This window comes from Phytobacter sp. V91, assembly GCF_965644225.1.
Classification (GTDB): Bacteria; Pseudomonadota; Gammaproteobacteria; order Enterobacterales; family Enterobacteriaceae; genus CBFFRJ01.
Genome location: NZ_CBFFRJ010000031.1, coordinates 24,445 through 43,626, shown reverse-complemented (window position 1 = coordinate 43,626; position 19,182 = coordinate 24,445). Strand labels below are relative to the sequence as shown.

General features: G+C 54.1%; 18 protein-coding genes. 11 read left to right on the top strand and 7 right to left on the bottom strand.

Annotated elements, in window-relative coordinates; all coding sequences use genetic code 11:
* Positions 1-107 precede the first annotated feature (107 nt).
* A complete protein-coding gene (locus tag ACSZO4_RS08705; RefSeq protein WP_437888487.1) occupies positions 108-1,121 on the bottom strand; it encodes a LacI family DNA-binding transcriptional regulator in 1,014 nt (337 codons plus the stop codon).
* A 285-nt stretch (positions 1,122-1,406) separates the two neighbouring features.
* Between ACSZO4_RS08705 and ACSZO4_RS08700 the strand changes: the two genes are divergently transcribed.
* Genes ACSZO4_RS08700 through ACSZO4_RS08680 form a run of 5 tightly spaced genes read left to right on the top strand, consistent with a single transcriptional unit; the run spans position 1,407 to position 5,787 of the window.
* Positions 1,407-2,744 carry a PTS sugar transporter subunit IIC gene (locus ACSZO4_RS08700; RefSeq protein WP_437888486.1) on the top strand — a complete coding sequence of 446 codons (1,338 nt, stop codon included), beginning with the start codon at positions 1,407-1,409 and terminating at the stop codon, positions 2,742-2,744.
* 11 nt (positions 2,745-2,755) lie between these two features.
* Positions 2,756-4,183 carry a glycoside hydrolase family 1 protein gene (locus ACSZO4_RS08695; protein WP_437888485.1) on the top strand — a complete coding sequence of 476 codons (1,428 nt, stop codon included), beginning with the start codon at positions 2,756-2,758 and terminating at the stop codon, positions 4,181-4,183.
* Between the two features lie 9 nt (positions 4,184-4,192).
* Entirely contained in the window at positions 4,193-4,510 is a 318-nt protein-coding gene (locus ACSZO4_RS08690) for a PTS sugar transporter subunit IIB (protein ID WP_437888484.1), read from the top strand.
* A gap of 57 nt (positions 4,511-4,567) precedes the next feature.
* Positions 4,568-5,341 (top strand): GntR family transcriptional regulator, encoded by a 774-nt coding sequence (locus ACSZO4_RS08685; protein ID WP_437888483.1) that lies wholly within the window; start codon positions 4,568-4,570, stop codon positions 5,339-5,341.
* Complete coding sequence (locus ACSZO4_RS08680) at positions 5,338-5,787, top strand: GNAT family N-acetyltransferase (protein ID WP_437888482.1); 450 nt, start codon at positions 5,338-5,340, stop codon at positions 5,785-5,787. The genes ACSZO4_RS08685 and ACSZO4_RS08680 overlap by 4 nt, the downstream gene beginning before the upstream one ends.
* Here ACSZO4_RS08680 and galR read toward each other — a convergent pair.
* Together galR and ACSZO4_RS08670 are read right to left on the bottom strand one after the other, a co-directional pair.
* Positions 5,784-6,791, bottom strand: a complete 1,008-nt coding sequence (galR, locus tag ACSZO4_RS08675) for an HTH-type transcriptional regulator GalR (protein WP_437888481.1) — start codon at positions 6,789-6,791, stop codon at positions 5,784-5,786. The two genes, ACSZO4_RS08680 and galR, sit on opposite strands and share 4 nt — an antisense overlap.
* Positions 6,792-7,056: 265 nt before the next feature.
* Entirely contained in the window at positions 7,057-7,281 is a 225-nt protein-coding gene (locus ACSZO4_RS08670) for a hypothetical protein (RefSeq protein ID WP_437888480.1), read from the bottom strand.
* Between the two features lie 137 nt (positions 7,282-7,418).
* Here ACSZO4_RS08670 and aas point away from each other — a divergent pair, with 137 nt between their 5' ends.
* Together aas and lplT are read left to right on the top strand one after the other, a co-directional pair.
* Entirely contained in the window at positions 7,419-9,578 is a 2,160-nt protein-coding gene (gene aas / locus ACSZO4_RS08665; protein WP_437888479.1) for a bifunctional acyl-ACP--phospholipid O-acyltransferase/long-chain-fatty-acid--ACP ligase, read from the top strand.
* Positions 9,571-10,764: a lysophospholipid transporter LplT gene (gene lplT, locus ACSZO4_RS08660; RefSeq protein ID WP_437888478.1), complete on the top strand. Its 1,194-nt coding sequence runs from the start codon at positions 9,571-9,573 to the stop codon at positions 10,762-10,764. The genes aas and lplT overlap by 8 nt, the downstream gene beginning before the upstream one ends.
* Positions 10,765-10,806: 42 nt before the next feature.
* Here lplT and ACSZO4_RS08655 read toward each other — a convergent pair whose 3' ends face one another.
* The 4 genes from ACSZO4_RS08655 to mutH form a co-directional block, all read right to left on the bottom strand.
* On the bottom strand, positions 10,807-11,847 hold the full coding sequence (locus ACSZO4_RS08655) for an NADP(H)-dependent aldo-keto reductase (RefSeq protein WP_437888477.1): 1,041 nt from the start codon (positions 11,845-11,847) through the stop codon (positions 10,807-10,809).
* A 131-nt stretch (positions 11,848-11,978) separates the two neighbouring features.
* Entirely contained in the window at positions 11,979-12,197 is a 219-nt protein-coding gene (locus ACSZO4_RS08650) for a YgdI/YgdR family lipoprotein (RefSeq protein WP_437888476.1), read from the bottom strand.
* A 136-nt stretch (positions 12,198-12,333) separates the two neighbouring features.
* Positions 12,334-13,047 carry a TerC family protein gene (locus ACSZO4_RS08645; protein ID WP_437888475.1) on the bottom strand — a complete coding sequence of 238 codons (714 nt, stop codon included), beginning with the start codon at positions 13,045-13,047 and terminating at the stop codon, positions 12,334-12,336.
* Positions 13,048-13,110: 63 nt separating this feature from the next.
* Positions 13,111-13,806 (bottom strand): DNA mismatch repair endonuclease MutH, encoded by a 696-nt coding sequence (gene mutH / locus ACSZO4_RS08640; RefSeq protein WP_437888474.1) that lies wholly within the window; start codon positions 13,804-13,806, stop codon positions 13,111-13,113.
* Positions 13,807-14,484: 678 nt separating this feature from the next.
* On the opposite strand from mutH, the gene rppH reads away from it, so the two are divergent.
* The 4 genes from rppH to thyA all read left to right on the top strand — a co-directional run bounded on the left by rppH (position 14,485) and on the right by thyA (position 19,154).
* On the top strand, positions 14,485-15,015 hold the full coding sequence (gene rppH / locus ACSZO4_RS08635) for an RNA pyrophosphohydrolase (RefSeq protein ID WP_437433689.1): 531 nt from the start codon (positions 14,485-14,487) through the stop codon (positions 15,013-15,015).
* Between the two features lie 12 nt (positions 15,016-15,027).
* Positions 15,028-17,274 (top strand): phosphoenolpyruvate--protein phosphotransferase, encoded by a 2,247-nt coding sequence (gene ptsP, locus ACSZO4_RS08630; RefSeq protein ID WP_437888473.1) that lies wholly within the window; start codon positions 15,028-15,030, stop codon positions 17,272-17,274.
* 203 nt (positions 17,275-17,477) lie between these two features.
* Entirely contained in the window at positions 17,478-18,353 is an 876-nt protein-coding gene (gene lgt, locus ACSZO4_RS08625; RefSeq protein ID WP_437888472.1) for a prolipoprotein diacylglyceryl transferase, read from the top strand.
* Between the two features lie 6 nt (positions 18,354-18,359).
* The gene (gene thyA, locus ACSZO4_RS08620; protein ID WP_437888471.1) at positions 18,360-19,154 is read left to right on the top strand and encodes a thymidylate synthase; all 795 of its coding nucleotides are present in this window, start codon (positions 18,360-18,362) and stop codon (positions 19,152-19,154) included.
* Positions 19,155-19,182 lie beyond the last annotated feature (28 nt).

The window sequence follows — 19,182 nt, the reverse complement described above, 5'->3', positions numbered from 1 at the left end:
TTTGTTAGCGCAACCAGTAGATCACACTTCATCGTGCCTTTCACTTTTTCTGGGGATTCCTCAGCCCCGTGGGAGAGGGGCGGGGTGAGGGCATCAGGCCGCACTGATTAACCCCGAAAAAACGGGCCTGTCGTTACCGATTCGCGCAACACCAGCGTGCCGGTGAAAGGTGGAATCGCTTCAATCTCCTGGTGACTAGCAAGCTTAATCGCCTGGTCGATAGCGGTGGTTATCATGCTGTCGATGGGCAGACAGACCGTCGATAACCCAGGCTCCAGCCAGCGAGCACAGGGCGCATCGTCAAAACCAAACAGCGAAATATCCTGCGGAATGCGCAGACCTGCCTGATACAGCGCTTTTGATGCGCCGAGCGCCATGTCGTCATTACAGGCGAACACCGCGCTGACCTTCACCCCTTCAAGCAGAATCTCCCGACACAAGGCATAGCCCTGGGTCATGCTTGAGTCACCGTATTTGACCTTTGCCGGATCCCAGCGGATGCCGTGCTTTTCCAGCGCCTTACGATACCCCATCAGGCGCGCTTTGCCGGTTGGGGTGTGGATCGGCGCGGTAATACAGGCAATATCGTGATGCCCCTGGCTTATCAGATAATCCACTGCCTGTAAGGCGGCATCCTGCTGCTCGAAGAAGACGCATTTATCGTGTGCCTGGAAAAGCTCGCGGTTGATAACAATCAGCGGCATTGGGATCGCGTCGATAAGCCGGGCGATCGCTTTTTCGCTCATAAAGCGGGTATAGAGAATGATGGCGTCGCAACGGCGATCCGCCAGCATTTGCACCGCTTCCTCTTCGCGGGCCGGTATGTCATGCCCGTCGGTCACAATCAGCTGTTTACCATGGGCTTCCGCCTGACGAGATGCCTGCTGTAGCAATCGGCCAAAATAGAAACCGTCAAAACAAGAGACCACCAGACCAATGCTATTGCTGGTGCGATTAGCCAGCGACTGGGCCAGAAAATTGGGGCGATATCCCAGCTCTTCCATCGCCCGGTAAACCTGCGCCCGGGTGCTTTCTTTTACCTGCCCGGTGCCATTCAGTACGCGGGAAACCGTCGCTTTTGAAACGCCCGCTCGCAGTGAGACATCCAACATCGTCGCCATGACGCGATCCTTATCCACGTGAAGGGTGAAGTTTACCACAGTCATTACCGGGATTAGGGGGCCAGTCTCCTTAACGCAGTGCTTTCCAGCGGCGTTGCGCAGAAAACCCTGACATCATTAAGGTGGTATGCCAATTAATATAAAAATACCTATGTGGAATACCAGGAGCCGGGTTGCGAGGTAAATCACAGAACTTTTTTCACCAGTAGCTATTTTTGGCATACCAATAGGTAGTGAGCTGTATACCTGGAATCATAAAAAGCCCCTTTACCGAGGTACCTACGCATGGCTCTACAGGATAAATTAATCGATTCTTTAGGTAGTTTTGCGACTAAATTCAACAGCTATCGCTACATCATGGCGATCAAAGCCTCCTTCATTACCCTGATGCCGGTGATTATCGTCGGCGCGTTCTCCGTGCTGATCTCCAATATGGTGCTGGATCCGAAAAACGGTCTCGCCAGTTTCGAGTCCCTGTCGTTTCTGGCGGCACTTAAGCCCATCACCAGCGCCATCAACTATGCCACCCTTAACTTCCTGAACATTGGCGCGGTGTTTTTAATCGGCATTGAGCTGGGGCGAATTAACGGCATTAAGACGCTGTTTCCCGGCCTGCTGGCGGTTATCTGCTTTATTTGCGTCACGCCGACCACCGTTGAAATGCTGGTGGACGGGCAGATGCATGTGGTGAAAGACGTGCTGTTGCGTCAGTTCTCGGACACCCGCAGCCTGTTCCTCGGTATGTTTATCGCGATCCTGTCAGTGGAGATCTACTGCTGGCTGGAGAATCGCGAAGGACTGAAGATCAAGATGCCGGATACGGTTCCACCCAATGTGTCGGCCTCCTTCTCGGCGCTGATCCCGGCCATTATTACCACCACGGTGATTGCCACCTTTGGCTTTGTGTTCCATCAGATTACCGGCATGTACCTCTATGATGCGGTGTATCAGGTGGTGCAGCAGCCGCTTGAGCGCGTGGTGCAAAGCCTGCCTGGCATTCTGTTGCTGATGTTTGTTGCGCAACTGTTCTGGGTTATCGGTATTCACGGCAACCAGATGATCAAACCTATTCGTGAACCGCTGCTGCTGGGGGCGATCACGGTCAATATGTCAGCATTTGAGCAGGGCAAAGAGGTACCGAATATCATCACCATGCCGTTCTGGGATGTCTATATGAGCATCGGTGGTTCCGGGCTAACGATTGGTCTGCTGATTGCGGTGATGATCGCCACCAAACGCAAAGAGATGAAAGAGATTGCCAAGCTCTCTATTGGCCCTGGTATTTTCAACATCAATGAGCCGGTGATTTTTGGTATGCCGATTATGCTTAACCCGATCCTCGCCATCCCCTTCATTATTACCCCGCTGGTCACCGGCTCAATTGGCTACTTTGCCACTGTCACCGGTTTTGCCGGTAAAGCCGTGGTGATGGTGCCCTGGACAACCCCGCCGTTGATTAACGCCTGGCTCTCGACCGCCGGATCGATGGGAGCGGTAATTACCCAGCTTATCTGCATTCTCACCGCCATCATTATCTATCTGCCGTTTGTCAAAATAGCCTCCCGTCGTGCCGAGCAGGCGCAGTTGCAGGCGGAATCGGCTGAAGCGGCGAAAAACGTCTGAAGGAGCCTGATGTGAGCGTAAAAACTGTAGCCATACCGCCGTCATTTATTCTGGGCGCGGCGGCGTCCGCCTGGCAGACAGAAGGCTGGAGCGGGAAAAAAGAGGGCCAGGATTCGTGGCCGGATCTCTGGTACAAATTCGACAGACACGTCTGGCATGAAGGCTATGGTCCGGCGGTAGCCACCAATTTCTATACCCGTTTTCGTGAAGATGTGCAGTTGATGAAAGATGCCGGGCTGACCCACTACCGCACGTCCATTAACTGGTCGCGTTTTCTGACCGACTACGAAAAGGGCGTGGTGGACGAAGAATACGCCGCTTATTACGATCGGTTATTCGATGAGATGGAACGGCAGGGCATTGTGCCGATGATCTGTCTGGAGCATTACGAGCTGCCGGGTTATCTGCTGCAAACTTACGGCGGCTGGGCGTCGAAAAAAGTCGTTGAGCTGTATCTGCTGTATGTCGACAAAGTTTTCGAACGTTTTCACCATAAAGTGACGCGCTGGTTTACCTTCAACGAACCCATTGTGGTGCAGACCCGCGTTTATCTTGATGCCCTGCGCTGGCCTTATGAGCAGAACATCAGCACCTGGATGCAGTGGAATCACCATAAGAATCTCGCCACCGCGAAGGTTGTGAAGCTGTTCAGGGAAAAGGGTTATGAGGGGACGGTGGGGTGCATTCTCAATCCGGAAGTGACTTACCCCCGCTCATCTGCGCCCCATGACCGGCATGCCGCCGAAATGTATGACCTGTTCTACAACCGCGTGTTTCTCGATCCAATGGTCAAAGGCGAGTACCCGGCACAGCTGTTCGAGGTCATGGAAAAGCATCAGGTGAACTGGGATTACAGCGATGAGGAGCTGGCGATTATTCGCGAGAATACCGTCGATGAGCTGGGGATCAACCTCTATTATCCGCATCGCGTAAAAGCCCCTTCCCGCGCCTGGCACCCCGGGACGCCTTTCCATCCCGCTTACTATTACGAGCCATTTGAACTCCCCGGGCGGCGGATGAACAAATCCCGTGGCTGGGAGATTGGCCCGTTCATCATCTACGACATGGCGATGCGTATTAAAAACGACTACGGCAATATTCCGTGGTTTGTGGCGGAAAGCGGCATGGGCGTGGAAAACGAAGCGCAGTTCCGTAACAGCGATGGGGTCATTGAGGATGACTACCGCATCGCTTTTATTGCCGAACATCTTTATCAAACCCTGCGTGCCCTCGAAGACGGCGCAAACTGCCAGGGCTATATGCTATGGGCGTTTACCGACAATGTGTCGCCAATGAACGCTTTCAAAAACCGTTACGGGCTGGTGGAGATCGACCTGCAGCACAACCGTGACCGGCGGGCGAAAAAGTCTCTGCACTGGTATCGACGTTTAAGTAAAGAGCGCCAGCTCACGCTGACCCTTGATGATGAATGGAAATAAGGAGCTGTGATGAAACGTATTGTTTTATGTTGCTCGGCCGGTATGTCCACTTCGCTGGTGGTCACCAAAATGGAGAAAGCGGCAGCAGAGCGCGGTCTGGAACTGAAAATTTACGCTATCGCCGAACAGAGCCTGCGTGATGAGCTGGAGAGCCACAGCGCGGAAATTATCGCCGTGCTGTTGGGGCCGCAGGTGCGCTTTAAGCTGGCGGAAAACAGAAAGCTCACCGAGCCGTATAACATCCCGGTCGATGTTATCGATTCAGTGGCGTATGGCACACTGAATGGCGCTAAAGTTCTCGATCAGGCGCTAAATTTGGTAAGATAGCGCACCTTCAGGCCGGGATATTCCGGCCTGAGTTTTAACCCCTATTTAGGTGATCTTGTGGAAAAAGCCGTAGTCCCGCCGGAAAAAAAACAGTATCAGGAAATTGGCGAAGATTTACGTGTGCAAATCATCCAGGGCCACTATCCCGTGGGCTCTCGCCTGCCGCCTGAACGTAATATTGCCGAAAAATATGGCGTCAGCCGTACCATCGTCCGTGAAGCCTTACTGATGCTTGAATTACAGGGCACGGTGGATATTCGTCAGGGTTCCGGCGTGTATGTGATGCGTATTCCCGAGGAGCACGACACCGAAGAAGAGCGCTTTTTAAGTAGCGATGTCGGGCCTTTTGAGATCCTGCAAGCCCGCCAGTTGCTGGAGAGCAATATTGCCGCGTTTGCCGCCAAAATGGCGACCCGCGCGGATATCGATAACCTGCGTCGTATTCTGGAGCAGGAACAGCGCGCCATTGCCATGAATGATACCTCCCAGGACAACAGCAAAATGTTCCATCTGGTGCTGGCCGGGGCGTCACAGAATCAGATGCTGCTGGCAACGGTAGAAAGTATCTGGCATCACATGGACAGCAGCCCGCTCTGGCAGCAGTTTAATGTGCATATTGCCAGCCGTCCGTACCGTTTAAAATGGCTCGGTGACAGGCAAACCCTGCTGGCGGCGTTGCGTCGACGGGATGTGATGGGAGCCTGGCAGGCGATGTGGCAGCATCTTGAGAACGTCAAAAAGAGTTTGCTGGAGCTGTCAGACGAGGATGCCCCGGATTTTGACGGCTATCTGTTTGAGTCCGTGCCGATTTTTCAGGGGAAACTGATGTGAACATCGTTGCATTACATGACGCCCCGCAGTTTGCCGGCCAGGTCACCGACTGGCTGTGGCAGGAATTTGGGGAGTCGCTGCCGCGTGATTTTTTTGCCAGTATTATTGCCCACAGCCAGACGCCGGGGCAGTTGCCACTGACTTTCGTGCTGCTCGAAGGAGAACGTCTGCTGGGAACGGTCGGTTTGTGGCGTTGTGATTTGATCAGCCGCCAGGATCTCTTTCCGTGGCTGGCGGCACTCTACGTAGACGAAAGCGCGCGCGGCAAAGGGCTGGCGGGATTGTTACAACAACGGGTGATCGATTGCGCCCGCGAGATGGGCTTTTCTGAGCTGCATCTCTATTCCGCCTGCCGCGATTTCTACGAGCGTTTTGGCTGGCAGTATATCGGCGACGGCCTTGATTACCCCAATACGACCGTCCACCTCTACCGTTTTACGCTCTAGCTCTCCTGCGGCGTAATAACCGAATGGCGTCGCACCAGCGTCGGATTGAACAAATGGGTTATCTCAGGCGTGGGGCGGTTTTCTGCCAGCGCCAGCGCCAGCTCGGCGGCCTGGGTTGCCATGGTGACAATCGGGTAGCGTACGGTGGTCAGGCGAGGGCGCACATAGCGAGAGATCAGAATATCGTCAAAACCAATCAGTGAGATCTCCTGCGGCACGTCGATGCCGTTATCGTTCAGCACCCCCATAGCGCCAGCGGCCATTGAGTCGTTATAGCAGGCGATGGCCGTAAAATTTTTGCCCCGTCCCAACAGCTCCGTCATGGCCTGCTCGCCGCCGCTTTCATCCGGCTCTGCAAAGGTCACCAGTCGGTCATTGCACGGCAGATCGTTCTCTTTAAGGGCATCGTAATAGCCCTGCAGTCTGTCGTCGGCATCCGAAATTTCGTGGTTAGAGCAAAGATAACCAATACGCGTATGGCCCTGTTGGATCAGGTGACGTGTCGCCAGCCATGCGCCGTAACGGTCGTCGAGCGCCACACAGCGTTGCTCATATCCGGCGACAATCCGGTTGATCAACACCATGCCGGGGATCTGTTTCATCAGGGCAATAAGATCGTCATCGGGGATCATCTTGGCGTGAACCACTAACGCGCCGCAGCGATGGCGGATCAGCTGTTCAATCGCTTTTCGCTCTTTCTCTTCGCTATGGTAACCGTTGCCAATCAGCAGAAAATTTCCGGTTGCGGAGGCGACCTGTTCTACGGCTTTGACCATGGCGCCGAAAAAGGGATCCGACACATCGCCCACCACCAGGCCAACGGTTTCCGTCGACTGCTGCGCCAGCGCGCGTGCATTGGCATTCGGATGATAATTCAACGTCTCCATTGCGGCTTGCACCGCCAGGCGCGAGTTTTCACTGGCCTTGGGGGAGTCATTAATTACGCGGGATACCGTGGCAACGGAAACACCTGCAAGCCGGGCTACATCTTTAATGGTCGCCATTGCGCACCTTCAATAGGGGGAAACGATTACACTCTAACTTATGGTACGGGAATGCGCTGGCTAATCAAGGATGTTGCATGCTGAGTATCCGCAAACGTGACCTCGCCCGGTGAAATCGACTGTAACCGTTACACGGCAAATATATCCTGAAAAACACAATTAATACCTTTGGTTACACTTTGCGAAAGGCTGTTGCTATTGTCCACTGGAGCCGCAGGGATAGCCATTGATACAGTGAATATCCCAGAGGTATTGATAGGTGAAGTCAACCTGATGGTTGAGCACTTGAATTACACCAACCTGCGCAGATGTGCAGGTTTTTTTTTGCCTGATATCTTTGCCCGCCGTTGATGTGTAACAGTAAAAGCCATTCGAAACACCTCGTTGCACTTAGGGGCATTCCCTTGCTTTTTGCCGCTGGCGAGCGGCGATGCCAGCCACCACAATCAAGATCCCAGAGGTATTGATTGGTGAATTTTTCAGTACGCATTTCGTACTCATCTCTTGCACCAACCTGCGCAGATGCGCAGGTTTTTTTTCGCCTGAATTTCTCCCGCTCCGGTTCTCGTGTAATCTGCCAGACTCTTGTACATACTTTGTCGAATCGACCAGGCAAAAGGAGTTGACATGTTATTTGGCTTTTTCCGGGGACTGTTCCGCGTTCTGTTCCGGGTACAGTTAACGGGCAACCTGCAGGCGCTGAATGGCGAGCGCGTACTTATCACCCCCAATCACGTCTCTTTTATTGATGGCATCCTGCTGGCGCTGTTCCTGCCCGTCCGCCCGGTGTTCGCGGTCTACAGCTCAATCAGCACCCAGTGGTATATGCGCTGGCTGAAGCCGATTATCGATTTTGTTCCGCTCGATCCCAGCAAACCGATGTCCATCAAGCACCTGGTGCGTTTGGTTGGCGAAGGGCGTCCGGTGGTGATTTTCCCGGAAGGGCGAATTTCAGTTTCCGGCTCGCTGATGAAAATTTATGACGGGGCTGGCTTTGTGGCGGCGAAGTCCGGGGCCACGGTTATCCCGGTGCGTATTGAAGGCGCTGAATTAACGTTCTTTAGCCGCCTGCAAGGGTTGGTAAAACGCCGTCTGTTCCCGCGTATTCATCTGCATATCTTACCGCCGACCCAATTGCCGATGCCGGATGCGCCCCGCGCTCGCGACCGACGTAAAATCGCCGGGGAGATGCTGCATCAGATTATGATGGAAGCACGGATGGCGGTGCGTCCGCGTGAAACCCTGTTTGATGCGTTTCTGGCGGCTCAGTACCGCTATGGGGCGAGTAAAAAATGCGTTGAGGATATCAACTTTACGCCGGATTCTTATCGCAAGCTGCTGACTAAAACCTTATTTGTGGCCCGTATTCTGGATAAATACACCGCAGCAGGCGACAAAATTGGCCTGATGCTGCCTAACGCAGGTATCAGCGCGGCGGTTATTTTTGGCGCCATTGCCCGTGGGCGTATCCCGGCGATGATGAACTACACTGCGGGTGTCAAAGGGCTGACCAGCGCCATTACCGCCGCTGAACTCAAAACCGTCTTTACCTCGCGCACCTTTATGGATAAGGGCAAACTCTGGCATCTGCCGGAGCAACTGACCCAGGTGCGTTGGGTGTATCTGGAAGATCTGAAAGGCAGCGTGACGCTGGAAGATAAGCTGTGGATTTTCAGCCGCCTGCTGATGCCTAAACTGGCGCAGCTGCCGCAAAAACCGGAAGACCCGGCGTTGATCCTGTTCACATCCGGCTCGGAAGGCAATCCCAAAGGGGTGGTGCATAGCCACAAAAGCATTCTGGCGAACGTCGAGCAGATCCGCACCATCGCCGATTTCACGGCGAATGACCGTTTTATGTCGGCCCTGCCGCTGTTCCACTCCTTTGGCCTCACCGTTGGGTTGTTTACCCCTCTGCTGACCGGGGCCGAAGTGTTTCTCTATCCCAGCCCGCTGCACTATCGCATTGTGCCTGAGCTGGTGTATGACCGTAACTGTACCGTGCTGTTTGGCACTTCAACCTTCCTCGGCAATTACGCCCGTTTCGCCAATCCTTATGATTTCTTCCGTCTGCGCTATGTGGTCGCGGGTGCGGAGAAGCTCCAGGAGAATACCCGCCAGCTCTGGCAGGATAAGTTTGGCTTGCGCATTCTCGAAGGCTATGGGGTCACCGAGTGTGCTCCGGTGGTCTCTATTAACGTTCCTATGGCGGCGAAACCTGGTACCGTCGGGCGTATTCTGCCTGGAATGGACGCTCGTTTAATGGCGGTTCCCGGCATTGAAGACGGCGGGCGTTTGCAGCTCAAAGGCCCAAATATCATGAACGGCTATCTGCGGGTGGAAAATCCTGGCGTCCTCGAGGCTCCCACTGCGGAAAATGCTGACGGCATTCAGGAAGCCGGCTGGTATGACACCGGGGATATTGTGCGCTTCGATGAGCAGGGCTTTGTGCAGATCCAGGGCCGGGCTAAACGCTTTGCCAAAATCGCCGGTGAGATGATTTCCCTTGAGATGGTCGAGCAACTGGCGCTGGCCGCTTCGCCAGAGAAGATGCATGCCACGGCGATTAAATCCGATGCCAGCAAAGGGGAAGCGCTGGTGTTGTTCACCACCGATGACGGCCTGACGCGGGAGAAACTGTCCCAACAGGCGCGTGCTCAGGGGGTACCTGAACTGGCGGTGCCGCGTGATATCCGCTTCCTCAAACAACTGCCGTTGCTGGGCAGCGGGAAGCCTGACTTTGTGACCTTAAAAAGCATGACAGAAGAGGCAGACACCCAAAATGAGTGAGTCAGTACACACTAACACCTCGCTGTGGTCGAAAGGCATGAAGGCGGTGATTGCCGCCCAGTTTCTCTCGGCCTTTGGCGATAACGCGCTGCTGTTTGCCACCCTTGCCTTACTGAAAGCCGAGTTTTACCCGGACTGGAGTCAGCCCATTCTGCAAATGGTGTTTGTGGGCGCTTACATCGTCTTCGCCCCCTTTGTCGGACAAGTTGCTGACAGCTTCCCGAAAGGCCGCGTGATGATGGTGGCGAACGGGCTGAAACTGCTGGGGGCTGCCAGCATCTGTTTTGGGATCAACCCCTTTATTGGTTATACGCTGGTGGGTATTGGGGCGGCGGCCTATTCGCCCGCCAAGTATGGCATCCTCGGGGAGCTGGTTACCGGCGATAAGCTGGTCAAAGCCAACGGACTGATGGAGTCATCGACCATCGCCGCCATTCTTCTGGGCTCTATGGCGGGGGGCATACTGGCTGACTGGCATGTCCTGGCGTCGCTTGGGATCTGTGCGGTGGTGTATGCCGGTGCGGTGGCGGCCAATCTGATGATCCCCCGGCTGGCGGTGGCGCGCCCCGGTCAGTCCTGGCGTTTTACCCCTATGACCCGCAGCTTCTTTAACGCCTGCTCGGTGCTCTGGCGTAACGGTGAAACCCGCTTTTCGCTCGTCGGCACCAGCCTGTTCTGGGGAGCTGGCGTGACGCTGCGCTTCCTGCTGGTGCTGTGGGTGCCGGTGGCGCTGGGGATCACCGATAACGCCACGCCGACCTACCTGAACGCAATGGTTGCCGTCGGTATTGTTGCCGGGGCCGGTCTTGCGGCGCGGCTGGTGACGCTGGAGACGGTTGCGCGTTGTATGCCTGCCGGCATCTTAATTGGCGTTGCTGTTGCCTTCTTTTCGTTACAACATGCATTGCTCCCGGCGTACGCCATCCTGCTGCTGATTGGCCTGTTGGGCGGCTTTTTCGTCGTGCCGCTGAATGCGCTGTTGCAGGAGCGGGGTAAACAGACCGTAGGCGCAGGTAATGCGATTGCCGTGCAGAATCTCGGCGAGAATACGGCCATGCTGCTGATGCTCGGGCTTTACTCGCTGGCGGTAAAAGTGGGGATCCCGGTCGTGGGTGTGGGCGTCGGCTTTGGCGTGATTTTCGCGCTGGCGATTACCGCGCTGTGGATTTGGCAACGTCGTCGTTAGATAAAGCGTGCCGGGCAGGATGCCGCCCGGCACCAGTCTCAATTAAGGTGCAGGATAGGTATACACCTGATGCACCGCTTCAATCTCTGCCAGTACCTCTTCGCTAAGCTCCAGATGCAGGCTTTCCACATTGGCTTTTAACTGCTCCATTGTCGTTGCGCCCAGCAGCGTGCTGGCGACGAACGGCTGACGGCGCACAAAGGCCAGCGCCATCTGTGAGGGATCGAGATTGTGGCGTCGGGCGATATCCACATAGGCGGCAATCGCTTTTTGCGCCTGCTCGCCACTGTAGCGCGTAAAGCGGCTGAAGAGCGTATTACGCGCGCCAGCCGGTTTCGCCCCGTTCAGGTACTTGCCGCTCCGGGTGCCAAAGGCCAGGCAGGAGTACGCCAGCAGCTCAACCCCTTCGTACTGCGTCACTTCCGCCAGACCCACTTCATAGCTGCGGTTAAGCAGGCTGTAGGGGTTCTGAATGGTGACGATGCGCGGCAGATCGTGTTTTTCTGCCAGTTGCAGGTAGCGCATTACGCCAAAGGCCGTTTCGTTCGACACGCCGATATAGCGAATTTTACCCGCCCGCTGGAGTTCGGTCAGCGCCTCCAGGGTTTCCAGCAGCGTCACCACTGGTGCTGCGTCGGCCCATTTATAACCCAGGGTGCCAAAGCAGTTGGTAGGGCGCTGCGGCCAGTGCACTTGGTAGAGATCAAGGTGATCGGTTTGCAGACGCTTGAGGCTGTCGTCGAGGGCCATCCGGATATTCTTGCGATCCAGGGCGTGATTCGGCCGAATGCTGCTGTCGCTGTTGCGCGACGGACCGCTGACCTTTGAGGCCAGCACGATTTTCTCGCGGTTGTTCCGTTTTGCCAGCCAGTTGCCGACATAGGTTTCGGTCAGGCCCTGGGTTTCCGGGCGCGGAGGAACCGGATACATCTCTGCGACATCAATCAGGTTAATGCCCTGGCTGATGGCATAATCCAGCTGAGCGTGGGCGTCGGCTTCGCTATTCTGTTCACCAAACGTCATTGTGCCCAGCCCCAGGGTGCTTATTTCAAGCGAACTATGGGGGATACGGTGATAGTGCATAGCCAACTTCCTTTACATACATACAACGTCAGATGACTGACAAAGGACTATAACCATGGCAGAGGGGAGAAAAAAGTGAAAGGGGTAAGGTGAGAAAAGGCCAGCAGGTCACTGACCTTTAAAGCAATTTTTTAACGTTCAAGGATCTGAGAAACATCATCACGGTTAATCTGCATTTTATTGCCCTGCTGATCGCGATAGCTGACCAACCCGGTTTCGTCATCAACCTGCGGCTTACCTTCCGTCAGGATCATCCTGCCATCTTTAGTCGCCATTACGTAGTCGCTACTGCAACCTGAAACGGCAAAAGCTAATCCGACCGCTGAGATCAGTACTGCCCAGTTCTTCATGCTTTCATCCTCATCGAATCCCGTTTTAACATGAGTGTAGTAATAACCTGATGTTGCATGGTCAAAAAGGGGGAAAATCTTAAAGTGGGAGAGACGGCAGAATAAACAGCGCCTCCCCGCGAGGGGAAGCGTTGAATTACAGTGGGGTTTTCTTATTGCGCAACAGATTGAGGCTTTCCACCACAATCGAGAAGAACATGGCGAAGTAGATGTAGCCCTTAGGTACATGAATCGACACGCTTTCCAGGATCAGGGTAAAACCAACCAGAATCAGGAACGACAGCGCCAGCATTTTGACCGACGGATGGCGGTCGACAAACTCGCCAATCGGTCGTGCTGCGAACATCATCACGCCAACGGAGATAACCACCGCCGCCATCATAATAAACAGATGGTCAGAGAGACCTACTGCGGTTATCACGGAATCAAGGCTGAAAATAATGTCCAGCAGCATGATCTGCACGATAGCGCCGAGGAATGAACTGACGTTGGTTTTGAGGCTCTCCTCTTCTCCTTCGATCGTTTCATGGATCTCTTTGCTGGCTTTCCAGATAAGGAAAATACCGCCAAGGAACAGGATCAGATCACGGGCGGAGACCGCGTGGTCGAAAAGCTCAAACAGTGGAGTGGTGAGTCGGGTAATCCATGCAATGGAAGCCAGTAACAGCAACCGCATAATCATTGCCGCACTTAGCCCCAGTCGCCTTGCGTAATTACGCTGAGCGGTAGGGAGCTTTGCAACCACCAGAGAAAGAAAAATAATATTGTCGATCCCAAGCACAATCTCCAACAGCGTCAGCGTGCCAAGGGCGAGCCAGGCGTTGGGATCGGTAATCCATGCAAATAACATCTATCAAGGTCCTGCCAAAAAAGAAACGCTGATTATAAGCGCGCAGCAGGCAGAGGTAAAAAACTAATCCCCGTTCTTCAGGAAATGTCTTGCCAGCAGGGAGCCCGTAAAGTTCTTTTTCAGATAAAAACCCCGTGGCAAGGTCAGAATGGGTTCCCCTTGCGCGCCGATGGCCTCGGTGAGCGCTTTACTGTTTGCGGCTTTCGGTCGCAGCTGCAGCACCTCGCCATGGCGGGCGGTTATCTGCTCAACCTGGCCGAGTACGATCAAATCCATTAGTTCTTCCCAGTCCAGACGCAGCTGATTTTCTTCCTCCTCATCAGGGCTCCACAGCAGGGGAGAGCCGACCCGGCGTTCGCCAACGGGGATGTCACGCGAGCCTTCGATCGGGATCCACAACACACGGTGTAATTTATGCCGCACATGGCTGGTTTCCCAGGTGACGCCCGTATTGCCCGTCAGTGGCGCAACGCAAACGAAGGTGGTCTCCAGCGGGCGGCCTGCGCTGTCGATCGGGATGGTTTTCAGCTCGACGCCCAGATGGGCGAAATCCTGCTCTGGCTTGCTGCCTGCGCTGGCACCCAGCCAGCGCTCCAGTAATATTCCTGTCCAGCCTTTATCTCGTCTGAGATCGCGGGGAACCGGCAGTCCGGCGAGGAGAGCCAGCTCCCCCAGGGTATATCCCGCAAGCGACAGCGCCTGGGAAAAAAGTTGTGTTTCGGATCCGGGCGGTGATGTTAATGGTGAAAGAGAGGACATGTAGAAACCCTGGTTAAAAAACGAACTGCATTTATGCACTGTATGTATTCAACGTATCTTTTTCCATGTATAACAAAAAAACATATGATTCATAAGGTGTTTTTCGTCATCATTGTTGCTGTTGCGCAACAAAAAAAAGAGTTGTCCAAATCTGGTCACTGACAATAAACAGGATCTTACACCATGTTATCCACAGAAAAATGGGATAACTGGGTAAAAGTGTCACTACTGTTTCGATTTACAGCCTTGACGTGCGACGAAAATCCAATTTTTGCACAAAATGTGTCTAACTTATTGGCATAATCTGTGGATAAAAACGACGTTGTTCGATCTTTCATCAGCTAAAGGATCGGTTAAGTGATGATCATCACATTATGCGATGAAAACACGGCAATCATCCATCTAACCTAATGAATGAAATAAAGTTATTTTTTTTGTACATTATCCACTTATTCAGACTACTCTGGGTTTTACCCCGGTAAACCTCGGGTTCTTCACAACTCTATCCACAGAAAACGTGAATAAAACCCGATGTGCGCAAGGGTGTCTGTTTATAACTATGGCGATAACTGTGGGTTATTCAATTGTTATCCGTTTGTGCCGCTGCAATTGAGTGGTTTACCGTTTTCCGCGAGTGTGAAACAATCGTTTGATTCAGGTTTATTTTGAGGTAGTCCGGTGATTGATGACGATGGCTACCGCCCAAATGTGGGTATCGTAATCTGTAATCGACAGGGCCAGGTTATGTGGGCCAGACGCTTCGGACAGCACTCATGGCAGTTCCCTCAGGGGGGAATCAATCCTGGTGAATCTCCGGAGCAGGCGATGTATCGGGAACTGTTCGAGGAAGTGGGCTTAAATCGTAAAGATGTTCGAATCCTTGCTTCTACCCGTAACTGGTTGCGTTACAAGTTACCGAAACGTTTGGTGCGTTGGGACACAAAGCCGGTTTGTATCGGCCAGAAACAAAAGTGGTTTCTTCTGCAATTGGTCAGTAGTGATGCCGACGTCAATATGCAAACCAGTAGTACCCCGGAGTTTGATGGCTGGCGATGGGTGAGCTATTGGTATCCTGTTCGTCAGGTAGTGTCGTTTAAACGCGATGTTTACCGACGGGTGATGAAAGAATTTGCAGGTGCAGTGATGTCGCTTCAGGAAACACCACCTAAGCCGCAAAATGCCCCTGCCTGGCGACGTAAAAGAGGTTAAGCCACGCACATTATGCTCACCCGACTGCGAGAAATCGTTGAAAAAGTCGCCAGCGCGCCGCGTTTAAACGAAGCGCTGGAAATCCTGGTCACCGATATTTGTCATGCCATGGATACCGAGGTGTGCTCGGTTTATCTTGCTGACCATGACAGACGTTGTTATTACCTGATGGCGACGCGTGGTTTGAAAAAACCGCGCGGGCGCACGGTCACCCTTGCATTTGATCAGGGGATTGTCGGTCTGGTCGGCAGGCTTGCGGAGCCTATCAACCTGGCTGATGCGCAAAAGCATCCCAGCTTTAAATTCATTCCTGCGGTAAAAGAAGAGCGCTTCCGGGCGTTTCTTGGCGTGCCTATTATTCAGCGCCGCCAGCTTCTTGGCGTGCTGGTGGTTCAGCAGCGCGAACTGCGTCAGTTCGATGAGAGTGAAGAATCTTTTCTGGTGACGCTTGCCACGCAAATGGCGGCGATCCTTTCACAATCCCAGTTAAATGCCCTCTTTGGTCAGTATCGTCAGACGCGTATTCGGGCGCTACCGGCCTCATCCGGGGTGGCGATTGCTGAAGGATGGATGGATGAAACCCTGCCGCTGATGGAGCAGGTTTATGAGGCATCCACCCTTAATACCACCCTTGAACGCGAGAGACTGACCAGTGCGCTGGAAGAGGCCGCCGGTGAGTTTCGTCGCTACAGCAAACGTTTTGCCGCTGGGGCGCAAAAAGAGACGGCCGCTATTTTCGATCTCTACTCGCACCTGTTGTCTGATGCCCGCCTGCGTCGTGAGCTGTTCGCCGAGGTTGATAAAGGCCTGGTTGCCGAGTGGGCGGTCAAAACCGTTATTGAGCGCTTTGCCGAGCAGTTTGCCGCCCTCAGCGATGGCTATCTGAAAGAACGCTCCGGTGATTTACGCACCCTCGGTCAGCGCTTGTTGTTCCATCTTGACGATAACATTCAGGGGCCAAATACCTGGCCTGAGCGTTTCGTGCTGGTTGCTGATGAGCTCTCTGCCACGACCCTTGCCGAACTGCCTCATGACAGGCTGGCCGGGGTGGTGGTGCGCGACGGCGCCGCCAACTCACATGCCGCTATCATGGTGCGTGCGCTGGGGATCCCGACGGTCATGGGCGCGGATATTCAGCCCTCGGTTCTCCATCGTCGAACCTTAATTGTCGACGGCTATCGGGGCGAGCTACTGGTCGACCCGGAACCGGTGCTGTTGCAGGAATACCAGCGGCTCATCACCGAAGAGAATGAGCTAACCCGGCTGGCGGAAGATGACGTTAATCTTGCGGCGCAGCTTAAAAGCGGCGAGCGCATAAAGGTGATGCTCAACGCGGGCCTCAGCCCGGAGCATGAAGAAAAGCTGGGTAGTCGTATTGACGGCATCGGGCTTTATCGCACCGAGATCCCTTTTATGTTGCAAAGCGGCTTCCCCTCGGAGGAGGAGCAGGTTGCGCAATATCAGGGCATGTTGCAGATGTTCAACGACAAACCCGTGACCCTGCGTACCCTCGATATCGGTGCTGATAAGCAATTGCCTTATATGCCGATCAGTGAGGAAAACCCTTGCCTTGGCTGGCGCGGCATTCGGATCACCCTCGATCAGCCGGAGATCTTCCTCGTCCAGGTGCGCGCCATGCTGCGTGCCAATGCCGCCAGCGGCAATCTCAGCATTCTGTTGCCGATGATCACCAGTATTGATGAGGTGGATGAAGCACGAAGGTTAATCGAGCGTGCGGGACGCGAAGTGGAAGAGATGATCGGCTATGCGATCCCGAAACCGCGAATTGGCGTGATGCTCGAAGTGCCGTCGATGGTCTTTATGATTTCGCACCTGGTAAATCGGGTCGATTTTATCTCCATTGGCACCAATGACCTGACCCAGTACATTCTGGCGGTCGATCGCAATAATACGCATGTGGCGAATATGTACGACAGCCTGAATCCGGCGGTATTACGTGCGCTGGCGATGATTGCCAGAGAGACGGAATCTCTGGGCATTGAGCTGTGTCTGTGCGGCGAGATGGCGGGCGATCCTATGTGTGTGGCGGTGCTGATCGGTCTGGGCTTTAATCATCTGTCGATGAACGGGCGTTCTGTCGCGCGTATTAAATATTTGCTGCGGCGGATCGATTTCGCGGAAGCGCAAACACTTGCGAAGCGTGCGCTGGAAGCCCAGCTGGCAACCGAAGTTCGTCATCAGATTGCGGCATTTATGGAGCGGCGTGGTCTGGGCGGTCTTATTCGCGGCGGATTGTAAGCCGGGATGTGACCGGGGCGCGCTGGAGAAGCCAACGCCCCTGCAGCGCAAAGGATGACGGGTATACATATCTTTTACAACTTCGCCGCATCCTGCCTGCCCGCGTTATGCTATTATTCGCGACCCAGGAGCGCCCGCTATCACGGGCGCACATTTATACCGCTGTCCACTTTCGGCGGAATAACAACAAGTTGTGGTGACAGATGAATAGTGGCTATCTGCGTTTCCCGGATTTTGATCCGGTGATTTTCTCCCTTGGACCGGTCTCTCTGCACTGGTACGGCATGATGTATCTGGTCGGGTTTATTTTCGCTATGTGGCTGGCGGGCCGCCGTGCTTCCCGCCCCGACAGCGGCTGGACGAAAAATGAAGTAGAGAATCTGCTGTATGCAGGTTTCCTCGGGGTCTTCCTGGGCGGGCGTATTGGTTACGTTCTGTTTTATAACTTCCCCGTCTTCCTCAGCGATCCTCTGTACCTGTTCCGCGTCTGGGATGGCGGCATGTCCTTCCATGGCGGCCTGCTCGGTGTGATCACCGTGATGCTTATTTTTGCCAAACGCACTAAGCGCCACTTCTTCCAGGTTGCTGATTTTATTGCGCCGCTGATCCCCTTTGGTTTGGGTGCCGGTCGTCTGGGCAACTTTATTAATGGTGAGCTTTGGGGACGTGTTGACCCTGACTTCCGGTTCACCATGCTGTTCCCGACGTCACGTGCGGAAGATATGGCCCTGCTACCTGCAAACCCGCAGTGGCAATCGATTTTCGATACCTACGGCGTACTGCCGCGTCATATGTCGCAGCTGTATGAACTGGCGCTGGAAGGGGTAGTGCTGTTTATTATTCTCAATCTCTACATTCGCAAACCTCGCCCAATGGGCGCGGTCTCCGGCCTGTTCCTGATTGGCTACGGCGCGTTTCGTATCATTGTTGAATTCTTCCGCCAGCCTGATGCGCAGTTTACCGGCACCTGGGTGCAGTACATCAGCATGGGGCAAATTCTCTCAATTCCGATGATTGTCGCGGGTATTGCGATGATGGTCTGGGCGTGCCGTCGTCGTGCGCCGCAACACGTTTCCTGAGGAACCATGAAACAGTATTTAGAACTGATGCAAAAGGTGCTCGCTGAGGGCACCCCGAAAAATGACCGTACAGGGACAGGCACGCTCTCTATTTTTGGTCATCAGATGCGCTTTAATTTGCAGGATGGCTTCCCGCTGGTGACCACCAAGCGTTGTCACTTACGCTCAATCATTCATGAGCTGCTGTGGTTCCTGCAGGGCGATACCAACATCGCTTATTTGCAGGAAAACAAGGTCACCATCTGGGACGAATGGGCTGATGACGAGGGCAATCTTGGCCCGGTATACGGTAAGCAATGGCGCGCCTGGCCGACGCCGGATGGCCGCCATATCGACCAGATAACCGCGGTTATCAACCAGATTAAGAATGACCCGGATTCCCGCCGTATTATTGTTTCGGCCTGGAACGTCGGTGAGCTGGACAAAATGGCGCTGGCCCCCTGCCATGCGTTTTTCCAGTTCTATGTTGCCGACGGCAAGCTCTCGTGCCAGCTCTATCAGCGCTCATGCGATATCTTCCTCGGCCTGCCGTTCAATATCGCCAGCTATGCCTTGCTGGTGCATATGATGGCCCAGCAGTGCGATCTGGAAGTGGGCGATTTTGTCTGGACCGGTGGCGATACCCATCTGTACAGCAACCACCTCGACCAGACCCATCTGCAACTGAGCCGCGAACCTCGGGCGTTACCGAAACTGGTTATCAAACGTAAGCCGGATTCGCTGTTTGATTATCGTTTTGATGACTTCGAGATTGAAGGCTACGATCCGCATCCGGCGATCAAAGCGCCCGTGGCCATCTGAGACGGTGAATCTGCCATAACCGGTGCCT

Coding starts and splice junctions, on each gene's coding strand:
- ACSZO4_RS08705 (WP_437888487.1), bottom strand. CDS start 1,121: ATGGCGACGATGTTGGATGTCTCACTGCGAGCGGGCGTTTCAAAAGCG.
- lgt (WP_437888472.1), top strand. CDS start 17,478: ATGAATAGTGGCTATCTGCGTTTCCCGGATTTTGATCCGGTGATTTTC.
- ACSZO4_RS08700 (WP_437888486.1), top strand. CDS start 1,407: ATGGCTCTACAGGATAAATTAATCGATTCTTTAGGTAGTTTTGCGACT.
- aas (WP_437888479.1), top strand. CDS start 7,419: ATGTTATTTGGCTTTTTCCGGGGACTGTTCCGCGTTCTGTTCCGGGTA.
- ACSZO4_RS08645 (WP_437888475.1), bottom strand. CDS start 13,047: ATGTTATTTGCATGGATTACCGATCCCAACGCCTGGCTCGCCCTTGGC.
- mutH (WP_437888474.1), bottom strand. CDS start 13,806: ATGTCCTCTCTTTCACCATTAACATCACCGCCCGGATCCGAAACACAA.
- ACSZO4_RS08655 (WP_437888477.1), bottom strand. CDS start 11,847: ATGCACTATCACCGTATCCCCCATAGTTCGCTTGAAATAAGCACCCTG.
- galR (WP_437888481.1), bottom strand. CDS start 6,791: ATGGCGACCATTAAAGATGTAGCCCGGCTTGCAGGTGTTTCCGTTGCC.
- ptsP (WP_437888473.1), top strand. CDS start 15,028: ATGCTCACCCGACTGCGAGAAATCGTTGAAAAAGTCGCCAGCGCGCCG.
- ACSZO4_RS08670 (WP_437888480.1), bottom strand. CDS start 7,281: ATGCGTACTGAAAAATTCACCAATCAATACCTCTGGGATCTTGATTGT.
- ACSZO4_RS08650 (WP_437888476.1), bottom strand. CDS start 12,197: ATGAAGAACTGGGCAGTACTGATCTCAGCGGTCGGATTAGCTTTTGCC.
- ACSZO4_RS08690 (WP_437888484.1), top strand. CDS start 4,193: ATGAAACGTATTGTTTTATGTTGCTCGGCCGGTATGTCCACTTCGCTG.
- lplT (WP_437888478.1), top strand. CDS start 9,571: ATGAGTGAGTCAGTACACACTAACACCTCGCTGTGGTCGAAAGGCATG.
- thyA (WP_437888471.1), top strand. CDS start 18,360: ATGAAACAGTATTTAGAACTGATGCAAAAGGTGCTCGCTGAGGGCACC.